The organism is Mesorhizobium loti, from assembly GCF_003148495.1.
GTDB classification, from domain to species: domain Bacteria; phylum Pseudomonadota; class Alphaproteobacteria; order Rhizobiales; family Rhizobiaceae; genus Mesorhizobium; species Mesorhizobium loti.
Map to the genome: position 1 here is coordinate 165563 of NZ_QGGH01000009.1, position 20344 is coordinate 185906.

The window sequence follows — 20344 nt, forward strand, 5'->3', positions numbered from 1 at the left end:
TGGCGCGCAAGGTTTGTTCTTGGGAGGCGTACAGACGCTTTCCTGTCATCAATGATTGCCTTTGCGGTATCATTGCGCAAATAGATAATGGGAATAGGGAGCATAGATATCAGGAATGGCACTGCCGCGCCCCGAACGGCTGGTCTGGGATCTGGACTGGAACCTTCTGCGGACGTTCGTCGTCATCGCGGAGGTGAAGAGCATCACGCGCGCCGCCGAGCGGCTGAACCTCAAGCAGCCCAGCGTCAGCAATGCCCTGCGGCGGCTGGAAGACCGGGTCGGCCGGCGGCTGGTCGAGCGCGACGCGACACGCTTTGAACTCACCGAGGTCGGACGGCTTCTCTATGAGCAGAGCGTCGAGGTGTTCGGCACCATATCGCAGCTGCCGCTGCTGATGCGCGGCATCAGCGACGACGTCACCGGCCATGTGATGATCGCGACGGCAAGCCATGTCGTCTCGCCGCTCTTCGATCGGGCGCTGTCCGAGTTCCACCGCAACTACCCGCGCGCCAGCATCACCATTTCGGTCGCCGCAAGCACCGAAGTCGCCAAGCAGGTCAGGGAGCGGCGTGCTTCCTTTGGCATCTGCCTGGTCAGCCAGCGCGATCCGGCGCTGGAATACGCGATGGTCTACCGCGAGTTCTTCGGCTTCTTCTGTGGGCCGCACCACAGGCTCTACGGGCAAACCGGACTGACGCTGGCCGATCTCAGGGATGAACCTTCCGTATCGTTCCAGACCGACCATATTTCGGACGCGTTGCGGCCGGTCGCGCTGTTGCGCAGCGAAGCCCGGCTGAACGCCGATGTCGTCGGCGTGTCCTCGAGCCTGGAAGAGGTGCGGCGCATGATCGTCGCCGGGCTCGGTATCGGCCCGCTGCCGCTGCACGTCGCGCGGCGTGACGTGGCGGATGGAACGCTGTGGCGGCTGCCGCCCTACGACGCGCCGCCGGCCATCGACATCTTCCTGCTGGTCAATCCGGACAAGGCGATGAACCGCGCCGAGAAGGCGCTGCTGTCCGGGCTGCAGACGTTGATCGCCGAGACACCGCTCGAGGACCGCATCTACCAAGGCTGACCGGCCGAGACAGGCTTATTCGATCAGCAAGGCGGCCGCGCGGTTTCGCATTGCCTCGTCCAACGCCACCGAGGCGCGCGCGGCGAGGTCGAAGCGCACGCTGGTCGTCCGGCTCGATGCACGGACGAGGCCATCGAGCGAGCCCGACATCACCTGTTCGAAGGTGATGGAGGTGCGGCCGATCTTCACGACATGCGAATGGATGGTGATCAGCGCCCCTGCTTTCGTTTCGTGCCGATAGTCGATTTCGGTGCGCACATCGGCCCATCCGATCTGCGACGCCTGGTTGTCGTCCTGTCCGGCGATATGGCCGAGCAGCTGGAAGCTGGCATCGTCGAACATCGCCGCGTAGTGACGCACATTCACGTGCCCCATCACGTCGCACATCCAGGGATGAGCGACGCCGACAAAGGTGACGAGAGATTTGCTCATGGGTTTTTTGCCTCAGTGGCCATCGACGATCGCGCCGACGCAATATCGAAACGCACGCCGACAGGCAAACGGTCTGCTGTCATGGCATCTTATGAGAATGACCTTGGGCATCGTATTCGTTAGCCGCACCCTTGGCCGACTCCATCAAACGGACTATCTCAGGGGAGGCGGCGTTTCCGCCACGGGGGTCGGCATGCTCAGAGTGCAAAAGGTCAAGGTCGACGAGATCTACGTGCCGACGGCGCGCAAGAAGACGCTGCATCCCGAGACCGTCCGTCATCTGGCCGAGGACATCCTGGAGAATGGCATGAAGACGCCGATCCAGGTTCGCCACGACGGCAAGCGCCATATCCTCGTCGAAGGCCTGCATCGGCTGGAGGCGGCAAAGTGGCTCGGCGAGACCGAGATAGAGGCCTATCTGGTGCAAGCCAAGCGCCACTGAGGCGTCGACAGTACACCCAGTTTCTCGATCAGATATGCTGCTTTGATAAGCCGAATGCCTCGGCGATTGGCGGAAACGCGCGCCCATCGCTTCGTCATCCTCGGGTCTGCGCCGCGTCGCTACGCTCCTGCTCCGCCCGTGGATGACGAAGTAGGTGACGTCTCCGCACAATCGGAGACGGTGCCGATATTTTTGTCGCCGGCCATGTCGGTTTGCGGTTCATCGGCTCGTCCTTGGGACGCAAGCCAGATCAAACCCACACCAAGGACACCATCATGACCACCAAGCTCGACATCGCCCCCGCCAATGACCGCGAACTGGTCCTCGCCCGCATCATCGATGCGCCGCGCGAAAACGTCTATCGTTGCTGGACCGACCCGAAACTGGTGACGCAATGGTTCTCGCCAAAACCGTGGACGACGCCGCGCGCCGAAATGGATGTGCGCACCGGCGGCTCGAGCCTTGTCGTCATGGCGAGCCCCGATGGCAACGAATACCCCAACCCAGGCGTCTTCCTCGAAGTCGTTCCCGGCAAGAAGATCGTCTTCACCGATGCCTATACCCAGGCATGGGAGCCGTCGGAAAAGCCGTTCATGACCGGCGTGCTGACCTTCGAGGACGAGGGCAACGGCAAGACCCGCTATATCGCTCGGGTCAGGCATTGGAGCGCCGCCGACCGCGAACAGCACGAGAAGATGGGTTTCCACGAGGGCTGGGGCCAGTGCACCGACCAGCTCGAAGACCTCGCCAAAACGCTTTGATATCGGCAGGACGAGAGGAGATCGATATGTCCAAAACCCTGATTTTCGCCATTCTTGTTTCGGCCGCAGCGCTTCTTGGCTGCCCGGGCATCACCAATGCAGAGGAGACCAAATCCGCCATGACGACCGAAACGAACGCACTGCCGAAGCCGGAGAAGTCCGGCCTGCTGCCGATCAACGGCCTGACCTACTATTATGCCATCTACGGCAAGGGCGAGCCGCTGCTCCTGCTGCATGGCGGCCTCGGCACCACGGACATGTTCGCGCCGCTCCTGCCCAAGCTTGCCGAAAACCGCACCATCATCGGTGTCGACCTGCAAGGTCATGGCCGCACGGCGCTCGGCGAGCGGCCGTTCAGTCTGGAGGCGATGGGCGACGACATGGCTGATATCGTCAAGGCGCTTGGCTACGACAAGGTCGACGTCATGGGCTATTCGCTGGGCGGCGGCGTCGCCTTCCGCATGGCCGTCCAGCATCCTGAAGCGGTGCGCCGGCTTGTCCTAGTGTCGACCGGCTACGCCGCGGACGGCTTCTACGCCGAGATGCGCGGCCAGCAGGCGCAGGTCAGTGCGGCGGCGGCCGATTTCATGAAGGACACGCCGATGTACAAATCCTACATGGCAGTGGCGCCACGTCCGCAGGATTTCCCGAAGCTGCTCGACGCGCTCGGCAATTTCATGCGCCAGGACTACGACTACTCCGCCGACGTCGCCAAGCTGAAGATGCCGGTCATGCTGGCCTATGGCGACAGCGACATGTACCGGCCCGAGCATGAGATCAAGTTCTACCAGATGCTCGGCGGCGGACTGAAAGACGCCGGCTGGATGCGCGAGAACCTGTCACAGAACCGCCTGGCGATACTGCCCAACCGCACCCATTACGACGTCTTTTTCGCCCCCGAGCTGACGGCCGCCGCGCTGCCTTTCCTCAATGGCGAGACCAAGGTGAAGACCTGGGACGAGGTCGTCAGCGAAACGGAATGACCGCCCGTCGATTCCCGCCGGCCGTCTCCCATGAGGCGGCCGGCGGGCTTTGTCTATGAAGCCTTGGCGCGGCGCGGCTGCCTGAGATGCTTGATGCCGCTCATCTCGACGAAATTCGTCGCCGCTTCCCAGAGATAGTCGCCGTAGAGAAACGGCTCGAAGGGCTCCGCGCCGGTCAGCGGCAACGGCGCAATCTCGGCGTCGACGCGCGGTTCGTAGAAGAACGGGATCGAGAAGCGCGCCGTCTTCGGGGCAATCACCCGGTGCCGCGTTGCCCGGACGCGCCCGCCGGTCCAGCGTTCCAGCAGCTGGCCGAAATTGACCGCAAGCGTGCCGTTGGCCGGCGGCACGTCGATCCATTCGCCGGCAAGGTTCTTGGCCTGCAAGCCCTCGACGCCGTCCTGTGCCAGCAAGGTGACGAAGCCGGAATCGGCATGCTCGCGGCCGATGATGGTGCGCGTCTCACCCTTGTGGACAACCGAAAACTCCGGCCCGCTGGTGTCGACCCCGGCATTGGCGTCCCGCAGGGGATAACGGATCAGCCGCAGCGTCGAGATGCCATGCTTGAAATAGGCGTCGAAGATGGTTTCCGGCAGGCCAAGCCCGCGGGCGATCGAGCGCATCAGTGCGTTGCCCACAGTCTCCATCGCGCGATAGTAATCCGCTGCCGCCGCGCGCCAGCCGGGCAGAGCGTCTTCGGTCGGCAAGGGTGTCGGCTCGCACAACGGATCGTCGGAAGCCGGGACATCAGCCGCATGGGCGAGATCCGGTCCCATGTCGATGCCTTCCTTGTAGGAAACGGCTGTCGGCTGCAGCGGGAACCAGCCGCGATAGAAATTGTTTTTCGTGCGGTCGAAATTCCAGCGCAGCAGTTTCTGCTTCTCGGCCTCGGCAAGCGAGAAGATGCGCAGCACTTGTGCGCGCCTGTCCGGTGTCAGCCAGTCGTCGCCGGGAAAGTCCCGGACCGCCATGAAGCCGATCCCGGAGGCTGCCGCCATGATCCTGGCGTCGGCGCGGTCGCGAGCGGGCGAGGGCGGCCCGAACAGGTCCGCAATGCCGATGGTTTCGATGTCCGGCGTCATGGCTTCGGTTCCATCCGCATCACGATAATCGATGACGTTGTATCAAAGCTTTTCAATTGACCCAATCGGTCCCGCAGCTACGGTGCCGCTTATTCTCTCCACCAATGGATCCGGGCGATGGCAAGATATGAGGGCGGATGCCTGTGCAAGGCGGTGCGCTACCGCACGGACGCGGCCCCCATCAACGAACGCATCTGCCACTGCCGGGTTTGCCAGAGGGCGATCGGTGCCGCCTTCAACGCCCGCGTGCTGTTTCGCATCGACGATTTGACGGTGGACGGGCCACTGGCGACGATAAACTCCTCGCCGGACCTCAAACGCGGCTTTTGCCCGAGCTGCGGCACGACGATGTTCTCCCGGCGCGATTCCGCGGGGATTATCGGCATCACCACAGGTTCGCTCGACGATCCCACAGTTTTCAAGCCGCAAATGCATATTTTCACGGCCTCGAAGCAGCCCTGGCTGATGCTCGATGACGGCTTGCCGCAGTACGAAGGCGCTCCGCCGCCAGGCTAGTTTTCCTTCGTCCGCAGGGAGAGAAGGAAGAGCGTAACCATGACCAAAATTTAATCGAAAGAGACACGAGATAGCCGGCAAAGCGTCATTGGCGGGCCATCTTTGTCTCCCTATTTAAGGGGCGCGGGCACGGCATTCGAGGAGACGACGGATGAACGACAGCATCAGCACCCTGGATGAGCTTTTGAGCGATCCGATGGTCCTGCTTGTGATGGAGCGCGATCGTGTCCGCCCCGAACAGGTGCGCATGCTGCTCGAACGGGTTCGCCGGCCCTCCGTCGATGAACCTGACGTGCCGCCGGCGCATGTGATCGCCAGGACATGCCAGAAACTCTGGCTCTGCCCGTAAATCGCTTTGTGATTTTTCCTATGAACCTCAAGCTGGCCCCAAGGTGGGCTGGTTTTGAATCGCGTGCATCCCGGCACCAGCTTACAAATCCGTAAATTGATTATCCTGCCCGTGACGATAAGGCTTGCCCGGGATTGACCGATGCTGGTCTCTCCGCGCAAGTCCGATCTCTCATGCATGGAATTCGACATTGGCCGACATCTGCACTCAAGGCCTGGACACGGGCTTCGTCGGCCTGGGATTTGCCAAGGTGGCGTTCCTCGGCGTGGTGCAAGGCATCACCGAACTGCTGCCGATTTCCTCGACCGCGCATATGCGCATCGTGCCGGCCGTGCTCGGCTGGCAGGATCCCGGTTCCGCCTTCTCCGCTGCCATGCAGCTTGCGGCCCTTGCCGCGGTGGTCAGCTATTTCTGGAGTGACGTCAGGGATACTCTGTTTGGATCGCTCGACGCACTGGCGCGACGCGATTTCGCTGACCGGCATTTCCGGCTGGCGCTCTGGATCATATTGGCGACGATCCCGATCGTCATCGCCGGCGTTGCGCTGTCGGGCGTGCTCAACGCCTGCAATTCGCCGCTGCGCAGCCTGACTGTGATCGGCTGGGCCTGCATCGCCATGGCGATCCTGCTGGCGCTGGCCGAGATCTTTGCACGCCACCGGCGCAGCATGGGCGAAGCGTCGCTGGCGGATGCACTGCTCGTCGGTGTTGCCCAGATCGGTGCGCTTATCCCCGGCGTGTCGCGCTCGGGCTCGACCCTGACCGCGGCACTGGGGCTCGGCTTCAAGCGGGCCGAAGCGGCGCGCTTCTCGTTCCTGCTCGGGTTGCCCGCGATTGCGCTCGCCGGTCTCAAGGAGCTTTGGGAACTGCACAAGGTCCATCTCGACGCCCATGGCTGGTCGGTCCTCGCCGTCGGGCTGGTCGTTGCCTCGATCTCCGCCTTCTTCGCCATATGGGGGCTGATGCGCGTGCTGGAGCGTTTTTCGGCCTGGCCGTTCGTCATCTATCGCGGCGTGCTCGGTGTCGTCCTGCTACTGTGCGTCGCCATGGGATGGCTTGTCTAAGCGCGCCTGAGTCTTCCACAGTATCGCTTGAAACGGGCTATATCCGTACCGGGCCTCGAACTTCGATTCCGGTACGCGCATGGATTTTTTGACCCTTCTGCAATCGGTCCCATTGCTGCTGGCGCTCGCCAAGGGCGCGCTGCCGTCGGTGGCGACACTCGGCATGGGGTTGGGCCAGTGGGTTGCCTCGCTGCCGCCATGCAGGGACTTCGCCTTCGAGGCGACCAGCTATCTCGTGTGCGAGGTCGACCCGAAACGATATCAGGTCGAGCTGTTCTGGAAAGATCCGGCGGGCAATCCGTTTCAGTCGCTGCACAATCTCCATGCCGCGCAACAGGCGGCCGGGCGCACGATGCTGTTCGGCATCAATGCCGGCATGTATCACCCGAACCTCGCGCCGGTCGGTCTCTATGTCGAGCACGGCCAGGAAATGGCTGATGTGAAGACGGGATCGGGAAGCGGCAATTTTTCCCTGCAGCCGAACGGTATTTTCTACATGCGCGACGGCAAGGCCGCGGTCCGCGCCACCAGGGATTTTGTGAAAAGGCGTCCGAGCGTCGATTATGCGACGCAATCCGGGCCAATGCTGGTGATCGACGGCCAGCTGCATCCGAAATTCCAGGCCGACAGCACTTCGCGAAAAACCCGCGACGGGGTCGGGGTGCGAAAGGACGGCGTTGCGGTGTTTGCGATTTCGAACGGCACGGTGACCTTCCATGCCTTCGCCCGGCTTTTCCGCGACGCGCTCGGCTGCGACAACGCGCTGTTCCTCGACGGCACGATATCGAGCCTGTTTGCGCCTGCCATCGGCCGCAACGACGACTACTGGAATCTGGGGCCGATGATCGGGGTCTTCAGGAAGAATGGCTAGCGCCGGAACTCTCTTCCCGGCTCCCGCTTGGCCGTCGCGAACCCCGTTCGTCAACCTTCGCTCCGACTAATAATCCTTGATTCAAACTTTATTGGTAATTTCTCATTCATAACTGATCCGGTTTGTCCGTTGGCTGTCATTTTGCCCTCGGTCTGTTGTGTTTTGAGTACAGGTCCAGATGCGGATTCCGGGCGCTATCAGTTTCTTGATCGCATCGCTATGCCTTGCCGGCTGCACGTCGACGGCCGGCATCGATGCCTTGGATTTGCAGAAACCGTCGAGCGAAACCACCAGTTCCGTGATCCGGCCGCCGGCACCGATCGCCGCTGCTCCGGCGGCAAGGGGTAACAGGGCGGCAAGGGCCGAATTGGCTCCCATGTCTGGCAACGGTCCGGGGGAGAAAACGCGCCCGTTCGGCTTGGCGGAGGAGGAAGAGACGGGGGTGTTTGCCGCGCCCGATGTACCTGATCCCCAAGTGCCTGATGTCGGCGGGCTGCCGGTCGAGCCGGCAGCCCTGGTGTCGCCGCCCAAGCTGTTGACCCGCGCGGCACCGGCCATGCTTGCCGGGCCGCTCACCCGTTATGGTTTTCGCGACGCCAAGCCGATCAATTTCGGCAAGGGTTCGCCCCGCCATCTTGCCGTGCACGGCGTCGACGTCTCACGCTGGCAAGGCAACGTGAACTGGGACAAGCTGCGCGTCCAGGGCGCCAACTTCGCCTACATCAAGGCGACCGACGGTGGTGATCATCTCGATCCGATGTTCATGAAGAACTGGCGCAATGCCGACGCTGCTGGCCTGAAGCGTGGCGCTTACCACTTCTTCTACTGGTGTCGCACGGCTGGCGAGCAGGCCGACTGGTTCATCCGCAATGTGCCCAGGGTCGAAGGCGCGCTGCCGCCGGTGATCGACGTCGAGTGGAACGGCGAGTCTAGCTGCAAGCGGCGGCCGTCGCGCGAAAAGGTGCTGGAGAAGATGCAGGTGTTCATGGACAAGCTGGAACGCCATTACGGCCAGCGGCCCATCATCTACACCGCGCCTGATTTCTACCGTGACAATCTCAGGGGCGAATTCCTCGATTATCCGTTCTGGGTGCGCGCGGTGGCGCGGCATCCGTCGAAGGTCTACCCCGACCGCAAATGGCTGTTCTGGCAGTATTCCGGCTCCGGCCTGTCGCATGGCGTCACCGGCCGCATCGACCTCAACGTCTTCCACGGCGACGAACGGCAATGGCGCAATTGGGCCGGTGGCCGGCAGACCGTCGCCGACGCCGACTGAGACAGTCCGTCAGGCCCGGCGTGCTTCGCTCTCCCTGATATCCGCCGTCTGGGCCAGAACCCAGTCCCGGAACACCTTGATCTTGGGCGTGTTGCGGCGGCTTTCCAGGTGCACCAGCCAATAGCCGTCGCCGTCGGAGCCGAGGACTTCGAACGGCTGTATCAACTGGCCCTTTGCCAAAAGGGCGCTGTAGATGTTGCGGGTGAGGATCGCGGCGCCCTGATCGGTCAGTGCCGCCATCGCATCATAAGCCTGCGAACCCAGCATTGGACCCGCGATGACGCGATCGGGATCGAAGGGCACGCCGGCTGCTTCGAACCAGATTTTCCACCAGGGATCGGTCGCACAGCATAGCGCTACCTTGTAGAGATCCTCGGGGTGGCGAATACCGCCCACGCTCTCGGCCAGCTTGGGGCTGAGCATTGGCGTGTAGTCTGCCTTGAACAGATAATGCGCTGTCAGGCCGGGCCATTTTCCGGTGCCTGTCCTGATGCCGATGTCCATATCCTCGCGTGTGAAATCGACCAGCCGGGCCGATGTATTCACCTTCACGGCAAGATCGGGATGCATCAGCTGGAATGTTCCAAGCCAGACCGCCAGCCAGTTCGTTGCGAATGTTTCCATCGTCGTCACGGAAAGCACGCCTGTCGCTCCACCCTTGGTTGCGACCCACGCATCCGCCAAGGTAGAGAACGCGCCCGTTGCGTGCGGCGCCAACTGCTGTCCAGCCTCGGTCAGGGCGATCTGCCTTGTTTTTCTTATGAAAAGCGGCGTTCCGGCGCGTTCTTCCAGCACTTTGATCTGATAGCTGGCAGCCGACTGGGTCATACCGAGTTCTTCGGCGGCCTTGGTGAAACTGCCCAGCCGCGCTGCGGCCTCAAACACCCTGATAGCGCCTAGCGGCGGCAGCTCCCAACTCATGACGCATCAATCCTCCTGATGCATGATACGCGACGTTCGATTGGAATCCAAGGCTGCAAGCTGGCATGCTCTGTTCATCAACTCGAACCCGGAAGGACACGGCAATGACCACCACCATCTACAACACGCTTCGTCGTCCGATGCTCGACCTCTTCACCGCTCCGTTCAGGCCCCGTTCGCGCCGCCTGCTCGATCGCCGTTGCCTGTCGGACCACTTCCTGCGCGATATCGGCATGCTCGACGGACATGTTCCCAACGGCAGCATCCGCTGAGGCAAGTCTCTTTGACCGACTTAGAATGCAAGGGAGGGAAAGATGAGCGTGTCATCGCAGGATCTGGCGAAGAGCCGTCAAACGATCAGTGCTTATGAGGATTATGCGGAACAGTACGATGCCATCGTGAGGCATGTTCCCAACGAGAGGGAGCAGGCATCGCTGAAGCGCCTTGTGGCGATCGCCGGTACCAGCGGCCGGATTCTGGAAGTTGGGTCCGGAGCGGGATACGATGCGGACTTTCTGGAGAGTTTGGGCGTCAAGGTTCGGCGCACCGACGCGACGAAGCGGTTTCTCGAGCTGCAGGCCGCGCGCGGCAAGCGCGGCGAACTCCTCGATCTCCTCACCGATGATCTCGGCGGCCCCTACGACGCGGTGCTGGCCCTGTGCGTCCTGATCCATGTGCCGCGCGACCAGACCGACCAGGTCCTTGCCAAGATAGCCGGGTCGCTGCGGCCAGGCGGCGCCTTTCTCGTATCTCTGCGCAACGGCGATGGTGAGACGTCAGGCGAATATCATACGGTCTACTGGCGCAGGGACGACTTCGCGGCCCGTCTCGAAAGCGCCGGGCTGGTCCTGATCAGGGACGATTTCAACGTCGGCCGCGATCGCGAAGAATGGAGCACCTTCCTGGCTGTCAGGCCAGCATGACGCGGCGTGGACTGTTGCTGTTTGCGCTGCTCTTATCTGCGTGGCCGGCGACGCGATTCATCGAGGGTGGCATAGGCCAGGACTGCAGAGAATGACCCGAAACAGACTAGCACTGCGGTGATAACCATGAGGTCGTAAGTCGACACGCTCGTTCTCCCTTCGATGAGTGTCGAGGAGACAGCATGAGCGGTGCATGTGCGTTGATCCAGATCAACGGAAGACGGTCTTTTCCTTTCTGGAGAGGCGGCTTCTCGAATATACGAGACATTGCCGCGGCCTTGCTGTCTATGTGCAGGCTCCTGCACTCCTGGGGGGAGACGAGTTGGAGCTCAAGATTCTGCTTGTCGGCTTTGCCTGCGCGGTCGCCGGCGGGCTGTCGATCGTCACCTTTCTGAAATGGCGAGAAGTGAAGGCGGTCAGCCGCTGGTTGCCGGCGCCGGGAAAGATCGTCTCTTCGCGCGTTGAGGCACGCGAGGTCCGCAGCTCTGGCAGCGGTTCGGACAGCAGCGATTCCACCGAGATCCGCAATTTTCCGGCAATCACCTTCGAATACAAGGTTGGCGGCAAGACATTTCGCGGTTCGCGCTACAGCGTGCAGGAGAATCTGGGGAATTTCGAAGTCAAGGAGACCCTTGCACGGTTTCCCCGCGGTGCTGAGGTGACCGTGTTCTATGATCCGGCGGCTCCGAGCAAAGCCGTGATCGAGCGCACCATGCCCGAAGGCGCCTTCAAGTTCATGGTCCAGCTTTCGGCCGGACTGGTGGTCGGCGCGCTGGTGCTGGTGTTTTCCGTCGGCGGTGTGCTGGAGGCGATCGGCCCGCATCTGCCCAAGCCGCAGAACCTCGGCGCGGGAGCGCTGCTGCTGTTCATGGGTCTGTTTATCCTGCGCATGGGTTTCGCCCAGAAATCGTTGGCGGAGCAGGCGGCAAAATGGCCGATCGCGGCCGGTCGCATCGAGTCCTCGGGCCTGCAGGCGCTTCGAAGCCATTCAGGCTATCGACGCTGGCGCACCGTCTTCAAATCTCGCATCGTCTACTCCTATGGCGTCGCCGGCCAGCGCTACAGCGCCGATCGCGTGACCTTCGGCGCCACCGTGACGGCTTCATTGCCCGGCCTCGTCGGCGGCCAGGCACGAGACTATGTCGAAGGCAGCAAGGTCGACGTGCACTATGACCCCGCCAACCCCGGCTCGGCGGTGCTCGAATGCCGGGTGCGCGGGCTGTGGTTGCTGTGGGTCTGCTCGGCAGGCTTTCTCGGTGGCGCCGCGTTTCTGGTCGGGCTGTTCTGAGGCGATGGACGCATTCAGCAGCGGACGAGGGGGCCGCTGTCGAAACCAGGCCAGGTGAACCGCAGCGTGGCGCCGTGCCTGACGATATGAATGACGCGCGTGAACGGCTCTTCGAGCGACGGGTCAGAGCCGTAGCATTGGCTTGCCCGCACCACCCATCCGGTCGGATTTTTGCGAAATGTCGCGTGCTCGCAGCCAAACTCGGGAAGCGACAGGGCAGCCTGGTCTACAGTGAAGACGGTTTCGCGTTGGACGTCGGCCGCCGCACTGCAGTTCAGCCGGTCGCTGGACCATGCCCCGACATAGGGCGCCGCCGCCAGTGCCGGGCCGCCCGCAAATGCGGACATTGCCATCGTCATCACCAAACGCCGCATCATCTGTCTCCTGGGCCGCTGTGCTCGACCATACAGGCTGTCGCCGTGGGTACAGGATAAGTTTTCGTCCAGGAGCGGACAAACCCAGCCGTTCCGGATTTCGCTTATGCTTTCGCGCGGATGATGCGACTGTGCGGCCCCAGGCAACGCTTTCCCAGAGACATCTGATGATCACCCGCACACTGGCCTTCGTTTTCCTGGGCTTGCTCGGCCCGATGCAGGCGGCCTTCGCAAAAGAATGCCTGCTGAGCCACGCCACCTATCGCGAGCCGCGCTCGGGCGCGGTCATGCAATTCCGGCCGCTCGCCAACGAGCCGGCGGCGCTGACGGCGCAGGTGTTTTCGCTGAGCGTGCCCAACGCCGGCACAAGCCTGCCGGCCGACATCACCTGGACCAACGGCAGGAATTCTTTTCCGCTCGGCACCATCCGCCACGCCTGTACCGACGACGACCGCGAAGCGGGGCTGCAGGACGGCAGCGGGCTGTGCAGGATTTGGATGGGCCAAGTCTATGCCTTGACCGGTGGCGGCGCCGAGCAGCTGAATTCGCGCGAAGCGACGCCCGCGCCGAAGGGTCTGCTTTTGCCCGATTTCGGCGTGGCCTTCACCGAAGGAGCCGATTTCGCCAATGCCAATCCCGATGGCTCGGCGTGGGATGCCTTCACTTTGACAGGATGCAGCGATGAATAGCGCCATGAGATCGATCATCTGGGCCAGCGCCCTGTTTGCATCCGCGACGATAATCACCGTGGCGCGCGCGGACGCGCCGTCGCCGTCGCGCCCGCCCATCGACAAATGCGTCTGGGAAAGGCTGACGGACAAGAATGTCGGGCTGGCCGCCTGGGCGCAGCGCTGCGACTTCGGCTTCCGCCAGATCCATTTCGAATTCGCCGGCAACGCGCTCGCCATCAAATACAGCGATGGCGGCGCGGCCGATCCTCTTGTCGAGGTTTTCGACATCATATCAGGCGAAACCGCCGAAGCTGCCTTGCAGCGCCTGTTCCTGCAAAAGACCGACAAGGCCGTCAGCGCCCGCTGCGTGCTGGCGCCTTACACCGAGGGCACAGTACCCGCCGGCGTCAAGCGCTACACATTCAGCCCGGACGCTGCCTACGCGAAAGAACTGAAAGCGCTAGCCGACCCCAACGAGGTTCCGGAGCCGCCCTGCGGCGACTGGGGCGAAATGCCTGACGGCATCCAGTATTTCGAGGTGCCTGCGGGTGAGGGGCACAAGCTGCTGTTCGTCCGCATCGGCCAGGACGAGCCGTTGTTTGACGAGCAGACGCTGCAGGTGTTGCCTGCGAGTTAGACGCTAGGCTCATTGAGCATGGCTTCCATGTTGTAGCCATCGGGATCAAGAACGAAGCAGGCGTAGTAGTTCGCGGTATATTCCGGGCGCGGGCCTGGTACGCCATTGTCTGTGCCGCCGGCCTCGAGAGCAACTCGATAAAACGCGTCGACGTCTGCCTTGCTGTTCACCCGGAAAGCCACGTGTACACGTGTCAGCGGTGGTTTGCTGTCCGATTGTTGGATCTCGAACAGGCTGCCGGCGCCGACATCAAAGGCCCAGAACACGCCCTCCTTGCCGAAGGAGAGGCTGTATCCCAAGGGTGCAAAAGCCCTTTCGTAGAAGAGCTTGCTCTTCTCAAGGTCGCTCACAGCAATGGTGATGTGATCAATCACGTGTTGGCCCGATACATGTCACCTAAACATTTCGGCCCGATCTTGCGATCGGGCCGATGATGTCGCGTTTTAGCGCCGACGCAAGTTTTCCTCAACTGCACCCGCTCGTCGCGCCGCACGTGTCGCACTTCTCGCAAGTCCCGTTCCGCACCATGGTAAAGTTCTGGCACTCGGAGCAGGAATTGCCGGTGTAGCCCTGCAGCAGGGACCTTGCGCGGCGGTCGTTGGCGAGTTTCTTGGCTTCGGCCGCTTCAACGGCCGCGGCGTCGGTGAACAATCCCGCCGTGGCGTCGGAAGCAGAGCCCGCCGCTTCCTCGAAGGCGATGTCCTCGGCCAGTTCCTTCGCCCGCTCCTCATAGTCGCGCTTGTAGGCGACCGCTTCGTCGCTGGCGGGTTTCAGCGCCAGCACATTGGAGCCGGAGAAGGCTGTCGGCACCGAGCGGGCAGGGGCGCCCGAGGGTGCCGCAAAGCCTTTCGGATCATTGCCGCTGACGCGCGACACCAGCTTCACCGGCGAGGCGCCACGGGTCAGGCCCTTGGAGACCGCATCCGTCTTGCCTTCGCTGATGCCACGGCCAAGCGCGGTGTTGGAAAAGTCTGACTGGTCGACATGGGCGAGGTCGTTGCGGCCGAGATAGGAGATCGCCAGTTCGCGGAACACGTAGTCGAGGATCGACGTCGCGCTCTTGATGGCATCGTTGCCCTGCACCATGCCGGCCGGCTCGAATTTGGTGAAGGTGAAGGCGTGCACATATTCGTCGAGCGGCACGCCGTATTGCAGGCCGAGCGAGATGGCGATGGCGAAGTTGTTGAGAAGGCCACGCAGGGTCGCGCCTTCCTTGTTCATGTCGATGAAGATCTCGCCGAGACGGCCATCGTCATATTCGCCGGTGCGCAGGAAGATGGTGTTGCCACCGATCTTGGCCTTCTGGGTGTAGCCCTTGCGGCGGCCGGGCAGCTTTTCCTGCTCGCGCGACACGCGCTCGATGATGCGCTCGACGATCCGCTCGGTGATCTGTGCGGCGCGCGCCGCCGCCGGTGCGGCGATCAGCTGCTCGAGGGCTTCGTCCTCATCGTCCTCGCCATCGGCGAGCAGCGAGGAGTTGAGCGGCTGCGACAGCTTCGAGCCGTCGCGGTAGAGCGCGTTGGCCTTCAGCGCCAGCTTCCACGACAGCATGTAGGCGCCCTTGGCGTCTTCCACCGTCGCATCGTTGGGCATGTTGATGGTCTTGGAGATGGCGCCGGAGATGAAGGGCTGTGCCGCCGCCATCATCTGGATGTGGCTGTTGATCGACAGCGAGCGCTTGCCGATCTTGCCGCACGGGCTGGCGCAGTCGAACACGGCCAGGTGTTCGGCCTTGAGGAAGGGCGCGCCTTCCAGCGTCATCGCACCGCAGACATGGATGTTGGCGGCCTCGATGTCCTTCCTGGAGAAGCCGAGCGCCGGCAGGATCTCGAACGAGAAATCGTTGAGCTGCTCGTCGGTGAAGCCAAACGTCTCCTTCACCCAATCGGCGCCGAGCGTCCACTGGTTGAAGACGAACTTGATGTCGAAGGCCGACTTCAGCGCTGCATTGAGCGCCGCGATCTTCTCGTCGGTGAAACCCTTGGCCTTGAGCGCGCCGGGGTTGATTGCCGGCGCCTGGTTGAGGTTGCCGTGGCCGACCGCATAGGCTTCCATCTCGCCGATCTGGGCTTCGGAGTAGCCGAGCGTGCGCAGCGCTTCCGGCACGGCGCGGTTAATGATCTTGAAGTAGCCGCCGCCGGCCAGCTTCTTGAACTTCACCAGGGCGAAGTCGGGCTCGATACCGGTGGTGTCGCAATCCATGACCAGGCCGATCGTGCCGGTTGGCGCGATCACGGTTGCCTGCGCATTGCGATAGCCATGCTCCTCGCCGAGCTCGATGGCGCGGTCCCAGGCAGCCTTGGCGTGGGTTGCGAGATCCTGCTGCTTCAGGTCGGAAGCGACCAGCGGCACCGGGTTTACGGCCAGCTTCTCATAGCCCTGCTTCTCGCCATAGGCGGCACGGCGATGGTTGCGCATGACGCGCAGCATGTTTTGCGCATTGCGATCGTAATCGGCGAAGGCGCCGAGCTCGGAAGCCATCTCGGCCGAAGTGGCGTAGGCGACACCGGTCATGATGGCGGTGAGTGCGGCGCAGATCGCGCGGCCTTCGTCGGAGTCATAGGGAATGCCCGACGTCATCAGCAGGCCGCCGATGTTGGCATAGCCGAGGCCGAGCGTGCGGTATTCGTAGGACTGCTTGGCGATCTCCTTCGACGGGAACTGCGCCATCATCACCGAGATTTCGAGAACGATGGTCCACAGCCGCACCGTGTGCTCATAGGCAGCGATGTCGATGGTGCCGTCGGCGTTGCGGTAGGGCAGCAGGTTGATCGATGCCAGGTTGCAGGCCGTGTCGTCGAGGAACATGTATTCCGAGCACGGGTTGGACGCCCGGATCGCACCGGCGGAAGCGCAGGTGTGCCAGTCGTTCATCGTCGTGTTGAAGTGCAGGCCCGGATCGGCCGAAGCCCAGGCGGCGTAGCCGATCTTTTCCCACAGGTCCCTGGCCTTCAGTGTCTTCAATACCTTGCCGTCCTTGCGGGCGGTCAGGTGCCAGTCGGCGTCGTCCTCGACGGCGCGCAGGAAATTGTCCTTCAGCGACACCGAATTGTTGGAGTTCTGGCCCGAAACTGTCAGGTAGGCATCCGAATCCCAGTCGGTGTCGTAGGTCTTGAACGACATCGACGAATAGCCCTGCTTGGCGAACTGGATGACGCGGTAGATGTAGTTCTCCGGCACGGCGGACTTCTTGGCCGCCTTGATCTCGCGCTTCAGCGCGGTGTTGATGGCCGGATCGAAGCAGTCGTCGCCATTGCCTTCGCAGTTGACGCAGGCCTTCATGATCGCTTCGAGATGCTTCTTGACGATCTTCGAGCCGGTCACCAGCGAGGCGACCTTCTGCTCTTCATTGACCTTCCAGTCGATGAATTCCTCGATATCGGGGTGGTCGGCGTCGACAATGACCATTTTCGCGGCGCGGCGCGTCGTGCCGCCCGACTTGATGGCGCCCGCCGCGCGGTCGCCGATCTTGAGGAAGCTCATCAGGCCCGACGAGCGGCCGCCGCCCGACAGCTTTTCACCTTCGCCGCGCAGCAGCGAGAAGTTGGAACCGGTGCCGGAGCCGTATTTGAACAGGCGCGCTTCACGCACCCACAGGTCCATGATGCCGCCCTCGTTGACGAGGTCGTCCTGCACGCCCTGGATGAAGCAGGCATGCGGCTGCGGGTGCTCATAGGAGGACTTCGACTTGGTCAGCTTGCCGGTGAACGGGTCGACATAGAAGTGGCCCTGGCTCGGGCCGTCGATGCCATAGGCCCAATGTAGGCCGGTGTTGAACCATTGCGGCGAATTCGGCGCCACGCGCTGGGTGGCCAGCATATAGGCAAGCTCGTCACGGAAGGCGCGCGCGTCTTCCTCCGACGCCTTGAAGTAGCCGCCCTTCCAGCCCCAATAGGTCCAGGTGCCGGCCAGCCGGTCGAAGACCTGGCGGGCGTCGATCTCGGAGCCGTAGCGCTCGGCTTCCGGCAGCTTGGCCAGCTCGGCCTCATCGGCGACCGAGCGCCACAGGAAGGAGGGGACGTCGTTCTCTTCGATCTTCTTCAGGCGCGCGGGGACACCGGCCTTGCGGAAATACTTCTGCGCCAGGATGTCGGCGGCAACCTGGGAGAACTGCGCCGGCACGTCGATATTGTCCAAGCGGAACACCACCGAACCATCCGGATTCTTGATCTCCGAAAGCGCCTTGCGGAATTCGATCTCCGCGTAGGCAGATTGTCCTGGCTTGGTGAAACGACGCTCGATGCGCATTGGTCCGGTCCCTTTTGTCTATATATAGCGCTTTTCCCCAGGGATTTCTGCCCCCAATGCGAAACGCGCATGTCCGCCGTCTGCCGGCGTTCGAAAACGGCCGGCTCTCCATTTTGCAGTCTCCACCGGCCCTGCTGGTCAAACTCCTTGCGAAGTGCATGTCCAACGCGCCGACGAACCCGCGGGTCCCTCAAAACTGATTTTTTCCGATTCCCTCGCTCGAGGGAAATTCACACTATCTAGCGTCGAACCTACCTGCAAACACTAAATATAGTATTAACAGACAATTTATTCCAGTCCGACAATTGTCCCTATCGTCCCCAACCACCCCACAATCCCAACGCTTCCGCCGGCCTCGTAAACAGGCGGAAATGCGGGCAAAAACGCACATAATCCGGGAAAAAGACCGGGCTCAGAACTTTCCGGTCGCACTCTCAACAGGAGCGCATGGCCTATAAAAGGCGACTCGTTTTGCGCCGTCAAGGATTCGTTTGCGTAGCTTTTGTGACCCCAACATCTTGTGTGTCACATATGTGGATAACGGGGATAGAAAGCCGGCTGAGCGGAATTCGCTTTGGCATGATCGCAAGCCGCCGTTTGCCCCTGGGCAAGCCGCCGTTTGCCCTGGATTGCCGCCATCTGCGCTGGCCACAGGGGTCCAATTCCGCGGCGATACGTCAATCTGCCGGTGAAATGGGCGATCGGTCGGGAATGGCGGCGCAAATCGATTCCCGGATTCGGATGCAACCCGGGGAGAAAAAACTTGACGTTGCGAAGGGCCGATGCATCTACTAGTCCGTAACTAAGATATAAGTTCCATAAATATGGAATAGATGCGAAGGGAACCAAGATGAAGCGCTTTTTCCAAATCGCAGCTTCGCTCGCCGCGCTTATGCTGCCGGCGACGGGCAATGTCTGGGCTGAGCCCGCCAAGGGCGGCGTCATCGATGTGGCCACGATCGGCGAACCGCCGACGCTCGATCCAATGGCGTCGACCGCCGATCTCGTCGGCATCGTCACGCAGCACATCTACGAAACGCTTTACACCTTCGACAAGGATTGGGGCATCACGCCGCTTCTCGCCGCCGACATGCCGCAGATTTCACCTGACGGGCTCGTCTACACCATCAAGCTCAGAACCGGCGTGAAGTTCCATGACGGCAGCGACATGAACTCGGCCGACGTCGTCGCGTCGCTGCAGCGCTGGATGAAAATCGCCACGCGCGGCAAGCAGGCCGCCGAGGTCATTGCCTCGGTCGATGCGGTCGACGACGGCACGGTCAAGATCAGCCTCAAGAAGCCATTCGCGCCACTGCTGGCGCTGTTGTCGCTCAACAACGCCGCCGCCATCATCATTCCCTCCGAGAATGCAGGGCAGGACCCGCTGACCAGTTTTGTCGGCACCGGCCCCTATATGCTGAAGGACCGCAAGCCCGACCAGTTCATCCAGCTTGCCCGCTTCGACGGCTACAAGTCGCGCGATGGCGAGCCAAACGGTTATGGCGGTGCCAGAAAGCAATATCTCGACGAAATCCGTTTCGTGCCGGTCCCCGATGCCAACACCCGCGTCGAAGGTGCGGTTGCCGGCCAGTTCGCCTATGCAGATTCACTGCCCGTGGAATCGTTCGACAAGATTTCCGGCGGCAAGACCGCGCCCGTCATCCTGAAACCCTTCGGCTGGCCGGTTTTCGTCCTCAACACCAAGCAGGGACTGAACGCCGACATCCGCATCCGCAAGGCGATCCAGGCGGCACTGGCGCCCAACGACATGCTGCTTGCCGCCTTCGGGTCGAAGGATTTCTTCGCCGCCGACGGCGCGCTCTATCCCGAAGGCTATGCCTGGCACACCGATGCCGGCGTCGAAGCCTACAAGCCCGACGGCGACACCGAGGGCGCCGCCGCACTGCTGAAAGAGGCCGGTTACGACGGCAAGCCGTTGCGTATCCTCACCAGCCGCCAGTACGAATTCCACTACAAGATGGCGCAGGTTGCCGCGGAGTATCTCAAGGCCGCCGGTTTCCAGGTTCAGCTCGACGTGGTCGAATGGGCGACATTGACCAAGAACCGCACCGATCCGGCGCTCTGGGACATCTACATCACCCACAGCCCGTTCCTGCCTGAGCCCTCGCTGACCGGCATCATGTCGGATTCCTCGCCGGGCTGGTGGGTTTCCGACCGCAAGCACCAGGTGCTGGGCGCCTTCAATGCCGAGTCCGATCCGACCAAGCGCGTCGCGCTGTTCGCCGATGTGCAAAAGGCGGTCTTCGACGAGGTTCCGGCGGTCAAGATCGGCGACTTCAACGCATTGGCCGCCCAGGCGCCGACGCTCAAGGGCGTGACGCCGGCGCCATGGCCGTATTTCTGGAACGCCTATCTGGAAGGCAAGTAGTTCCTCCCGCAACCGGGCGCCGGCCAGACTTTTGCCGGCGCCC

At 62.3% G+C, this 20344-nt stretch carries 21 protein-coding genes; 15 read left to right on the forward strand and 6 right to left on the reverse strand.

What is annotated here, in order from left to right; genetic code table 11:
- The first annotated feature begins 115 nt into the window (after window positions 1-115).
- Window positions 116-1075 carry a LysR family transcriptional regulator gene (locus C8D77_RS26695; RefSeq protein ID WP_109669729.1) on the forward strand — a complete coding sequence of 320 codons (960 nt, stop codon included), beginning with the start codon at window positions 116-118 and terminating at the stop codon, window positions 1073-1075.
- A gap of 15 nt (window positions 1076-1090) precedes the next feature.
- Here C8D77_RS26695 and C8D77_RS26700 read toward each other — a convergent pair whose 3' ends face one another.
- A complete protein-coding gene (locus C8D77_RS26700; protein WP_109669731.1) occupies window positions 1091-1507 on the reverse strand; it encodes an acyl-CoA thioesterase in 417 nt (138 codons plus the stop codon).
- 193 nt (window positions 1508-1700) lie between these two features.
- Between C8D77_RS26700 and C8D77_RS26705 the strand changes: the two genes are divergently transcribed.
- The 3 genes from C8D77_RS26705 (at window position 1701) to C8D77_RS26715 (ending at window position 3693) form a co-directional block, all read left to right on the forward strand.
- Window positions 1701-1949 (forward strand): ParB N-terminal domain-containing protein, encoded by a 249-nt coding sequence (locus tag C8D77_RS26705; RefSeq protein ID WP_013532091.1) that lies wholly within the window; start codon window positions 1701-1703, stop codon window positions 1947-1949.
- 275 nt (window positions 1950-2224) lie between these two features.
- Entirely contained in the window at window positions 2225-2710 is a 486-nt protein-coding gene (locus tag C8D77_RS26710; RefSeq protein ID WP_109669841.1) for an SRPBCC family protein, read from the forward strand.
- A 26-nt stretch (window positions 2711-2736) separates the two neighbouring features.
- Window positions 2737-3693 carry an alpha/beta fold hydrolase gene (locus C8D77_RS26715; protein ID WP_109669734.1) on the forward strand — a complete coding sequence of 319 codons (957 nt, stop codon included), beginning with the start codon at window positions 2737-2739 and terminating at the stop codon, window positions 3691-3693.
- A 53-nt stretch (window positions 3694-3746) separates the two neighbouring features.
- Here the strand turns inward: C8D77_RS26715 and C8D77_RS26720 are convergent, their stop codons facing one another.
- Window positions 3747-4775 (reverse strand): isopenicillin N synthase family dioxygenase, encoded by a 1029-nt coding sequence (locus C8D77_RS26720; protein WP_109669736.1) that lies wholly within the window; start codon window positions 4773-4775, stop codon window positions 3747-3749.
- 117 nt (window positions 4776-4892) lie between these two features.
- Between C8D77_RS26720 and C8D77_RS26725 the strand changes: the two genes are divergently transcribed.
- The 5 genes from C8D77_RS26725 (at window position 4893) to C8D77_RS26745 (ending at window position 8850) form a co-directional block, all read left to right on the forward strand.
- Window positions 4893-5291: a GFA family protein gene (locus C8D77_RS26725; RefSeq protein ID WP_109669738.1), complete on the forward strand. Its 399-nt coding sequence runs from the start codon at window positions 4893-4895 to the stop codon at window positions 5289-5291.
- A gap of 151 nt (window positions 5292-5442) precedes the next feature.
- Window positions 5443-5640 carry a hypothetical protein gene (locus tag C8D77_RS26730; protein ID WP_109669740.1) on the forward strand — a complete coding sequence of 66 codons (198 nt, stop codon included), beginning with the start codon at window positions 5443-5445 and terminating at the stop codon, window positions 5638-5640.
- Between the two features lie 190 nt (window positions 5641-5830).
- Window positions 5831-6703 carry an undecaprenyl-diphosphate phosphatase gene (locus tag C8D77_RS26735; protein WP_109669743.1) on the forward strand — a complete coding sequence of 291 codons (873 nt, stop codon included), beginning with the start codon at window positions 5831-5833 and terminating at the stop codon, window positions 6701-6703.
- Window positions 6704-6782: 79 nt separating this feature from the next.
- Window positions 6783-7574 (forward strand): phosphodiester glycosidase family protein, encoded by a 792-nt coding sequence (locus tag C8D77_RS26740; RefSeq protein ID WP_109669745.1) that lies wholly within the window; start codon window positions 6783-6785, stop codon window positions 7572-7574.
- A 178-nt stretch (window positions 7575-7752) separates the two neighbouring features.
- On the forward strand, window positions 7753-8850 hold the full coding sequence (locus C8D77_RS26745) for a glycoside hydrolase family 25 protein (RefSeq protein WP_109669747.1): 1098 nt from the start codon (window positions 7753-7755) through the stop codon (window positions 8848-8850).
- Between the two features lie 9 nt (window positions 8851-8859).
- On the opposite strand, the gene C8D77_RS26750 is transcribed toward C8D77_RS26745, so the two are convergent.
- On the reverse strand, window positions 8860-9771 hold the full coding sequence (locus tag C8D77_RS26750; RefSeq protein WP_109669749.1) for a LysR family transcriptional regulator: 912 nt from the start codon (window positions 9769-9771) through the stop codon (window positions 8860-8862).
- Window positions 9772-9875: 104 nt separating this feature from the next.
- Between C8D77_RS26750 and C8D77_RS37710 the strand changes: the two genes are divergently transcribed.
- The 3 genes from C8D77_RS37710 (at window position 9876) to C8D77_RS26760 (ending at window position 11982) form a co-directional block, all read left to right on the forward strand.
- Entirely contained in the window at window positions 9876-10043 is a 168-nt protein-coding gene (locus C8D77_RS37710) for a hypothetical protein (protein WP_170136820.1), read from the forward strand.
- 42 nt (window positions 10044-10085) lie between these two features.
- A complete protein-coding gene (locus C8D77_RS26755) occupies window positions 10086-10694 on the forward strand; it encodes a class I SAM-dependent DNA methyltransferase (protein WP_109669751.1) in 609 nt (202 codons plus the stop codon).
- 322 nt (window positions 10695-11016) lie between these two features.
- Window positions 11017-11982, forward strand: a complete 966-nt coding sequence (locus C8D77_RS26760; RefSeq protein ID WP_245951879.1) for a DUF3592 domain-containing protein — start codon at window positions 11017-11019, stop codon at window positions 11980-11982.
- 14 nt (window positions 11983-11996) lie between these two features.
- Here C8D77_RS26760 and C8D77_RS26765 read toward each other — a convergent pair whose 3' ends face one another.
- Entirely contained in the window at window positions 11997-12329 is a 333-nt protein-coding gene (locus tag C8D77_RS26765) for a hypothetical protein (protein ID WP_245462856.1), read from the reverse strand.
- Window positions 12330-12523: 194 nt separating this feature from the next.
- Between C8D77_RS26765 and C8D77_RS26770 the strand changes: the two genes are divergently transcribed.
- Complete coding sequence (locus tag C8D77_RS26770) at window positions 12524-13045, forward strand: hypothetical protein (protein WP_109669757.1); 522 nt, start codon at window positions 12524-12526, stop codon at window positions 13043-13045.
- A gap of 4 nt (window positions 13046-13049) precedes the next feature.
- On the forward strand, window positions 13050-13664 hold the full coding sequence (locus tag C8D77_RS26775) for a hypothetical protein (RefSeq protein WP_245951880.1): 615 nt from the start codon (window positions 13050-13052) through the stop codon (window positions 13662-13664).
- Here C8D77_RS26775 and C8D77_RS26780 read toward each other — a convergent pair.
- Window positions 13661-14038, reverse strand: a complete 378-nt coding sequence (locus tag C8D77_RS26780) for a VOC family protein (protein ID WP_109669762.1) — start codon at window positions 14036-14038, stop codon at window positions 13661-13663. The two genes, C8D77_RS26775 and C8D77_RS26780, sit on opposite strands and share 4 nt — an antisense overlap.
- Window positions 14039-14129: 91 nt before the next feature.
- Entirely contained in the window at window positions 14130-17912 is a 3783-nt protein-coding gene (locus C8D77_RS26785) for a vitamin B12-dependent ribonucleotide reductase (RefSeq protein WP_109669765.1), read from the reverse strand.
- 850 nt (window positions 17913-18762) lie between these two features.
- Between C8D77_RS26785 and C8D77_RS26795 the strand changes: the two genes are divergently transcribed.
- Window positions 18763-20301, forward strand: coding sequence for an ABC transporter substrate-binding protein (locus C8D77_RS26795; protein WP_109669770.1), 1539 nt, complete (start codon window positions 18763-18765; stop codon window positions 20299-20301).
- The last annotated feature ends 43 nt before the right edge of the window (window positions 20302-20344 follow it).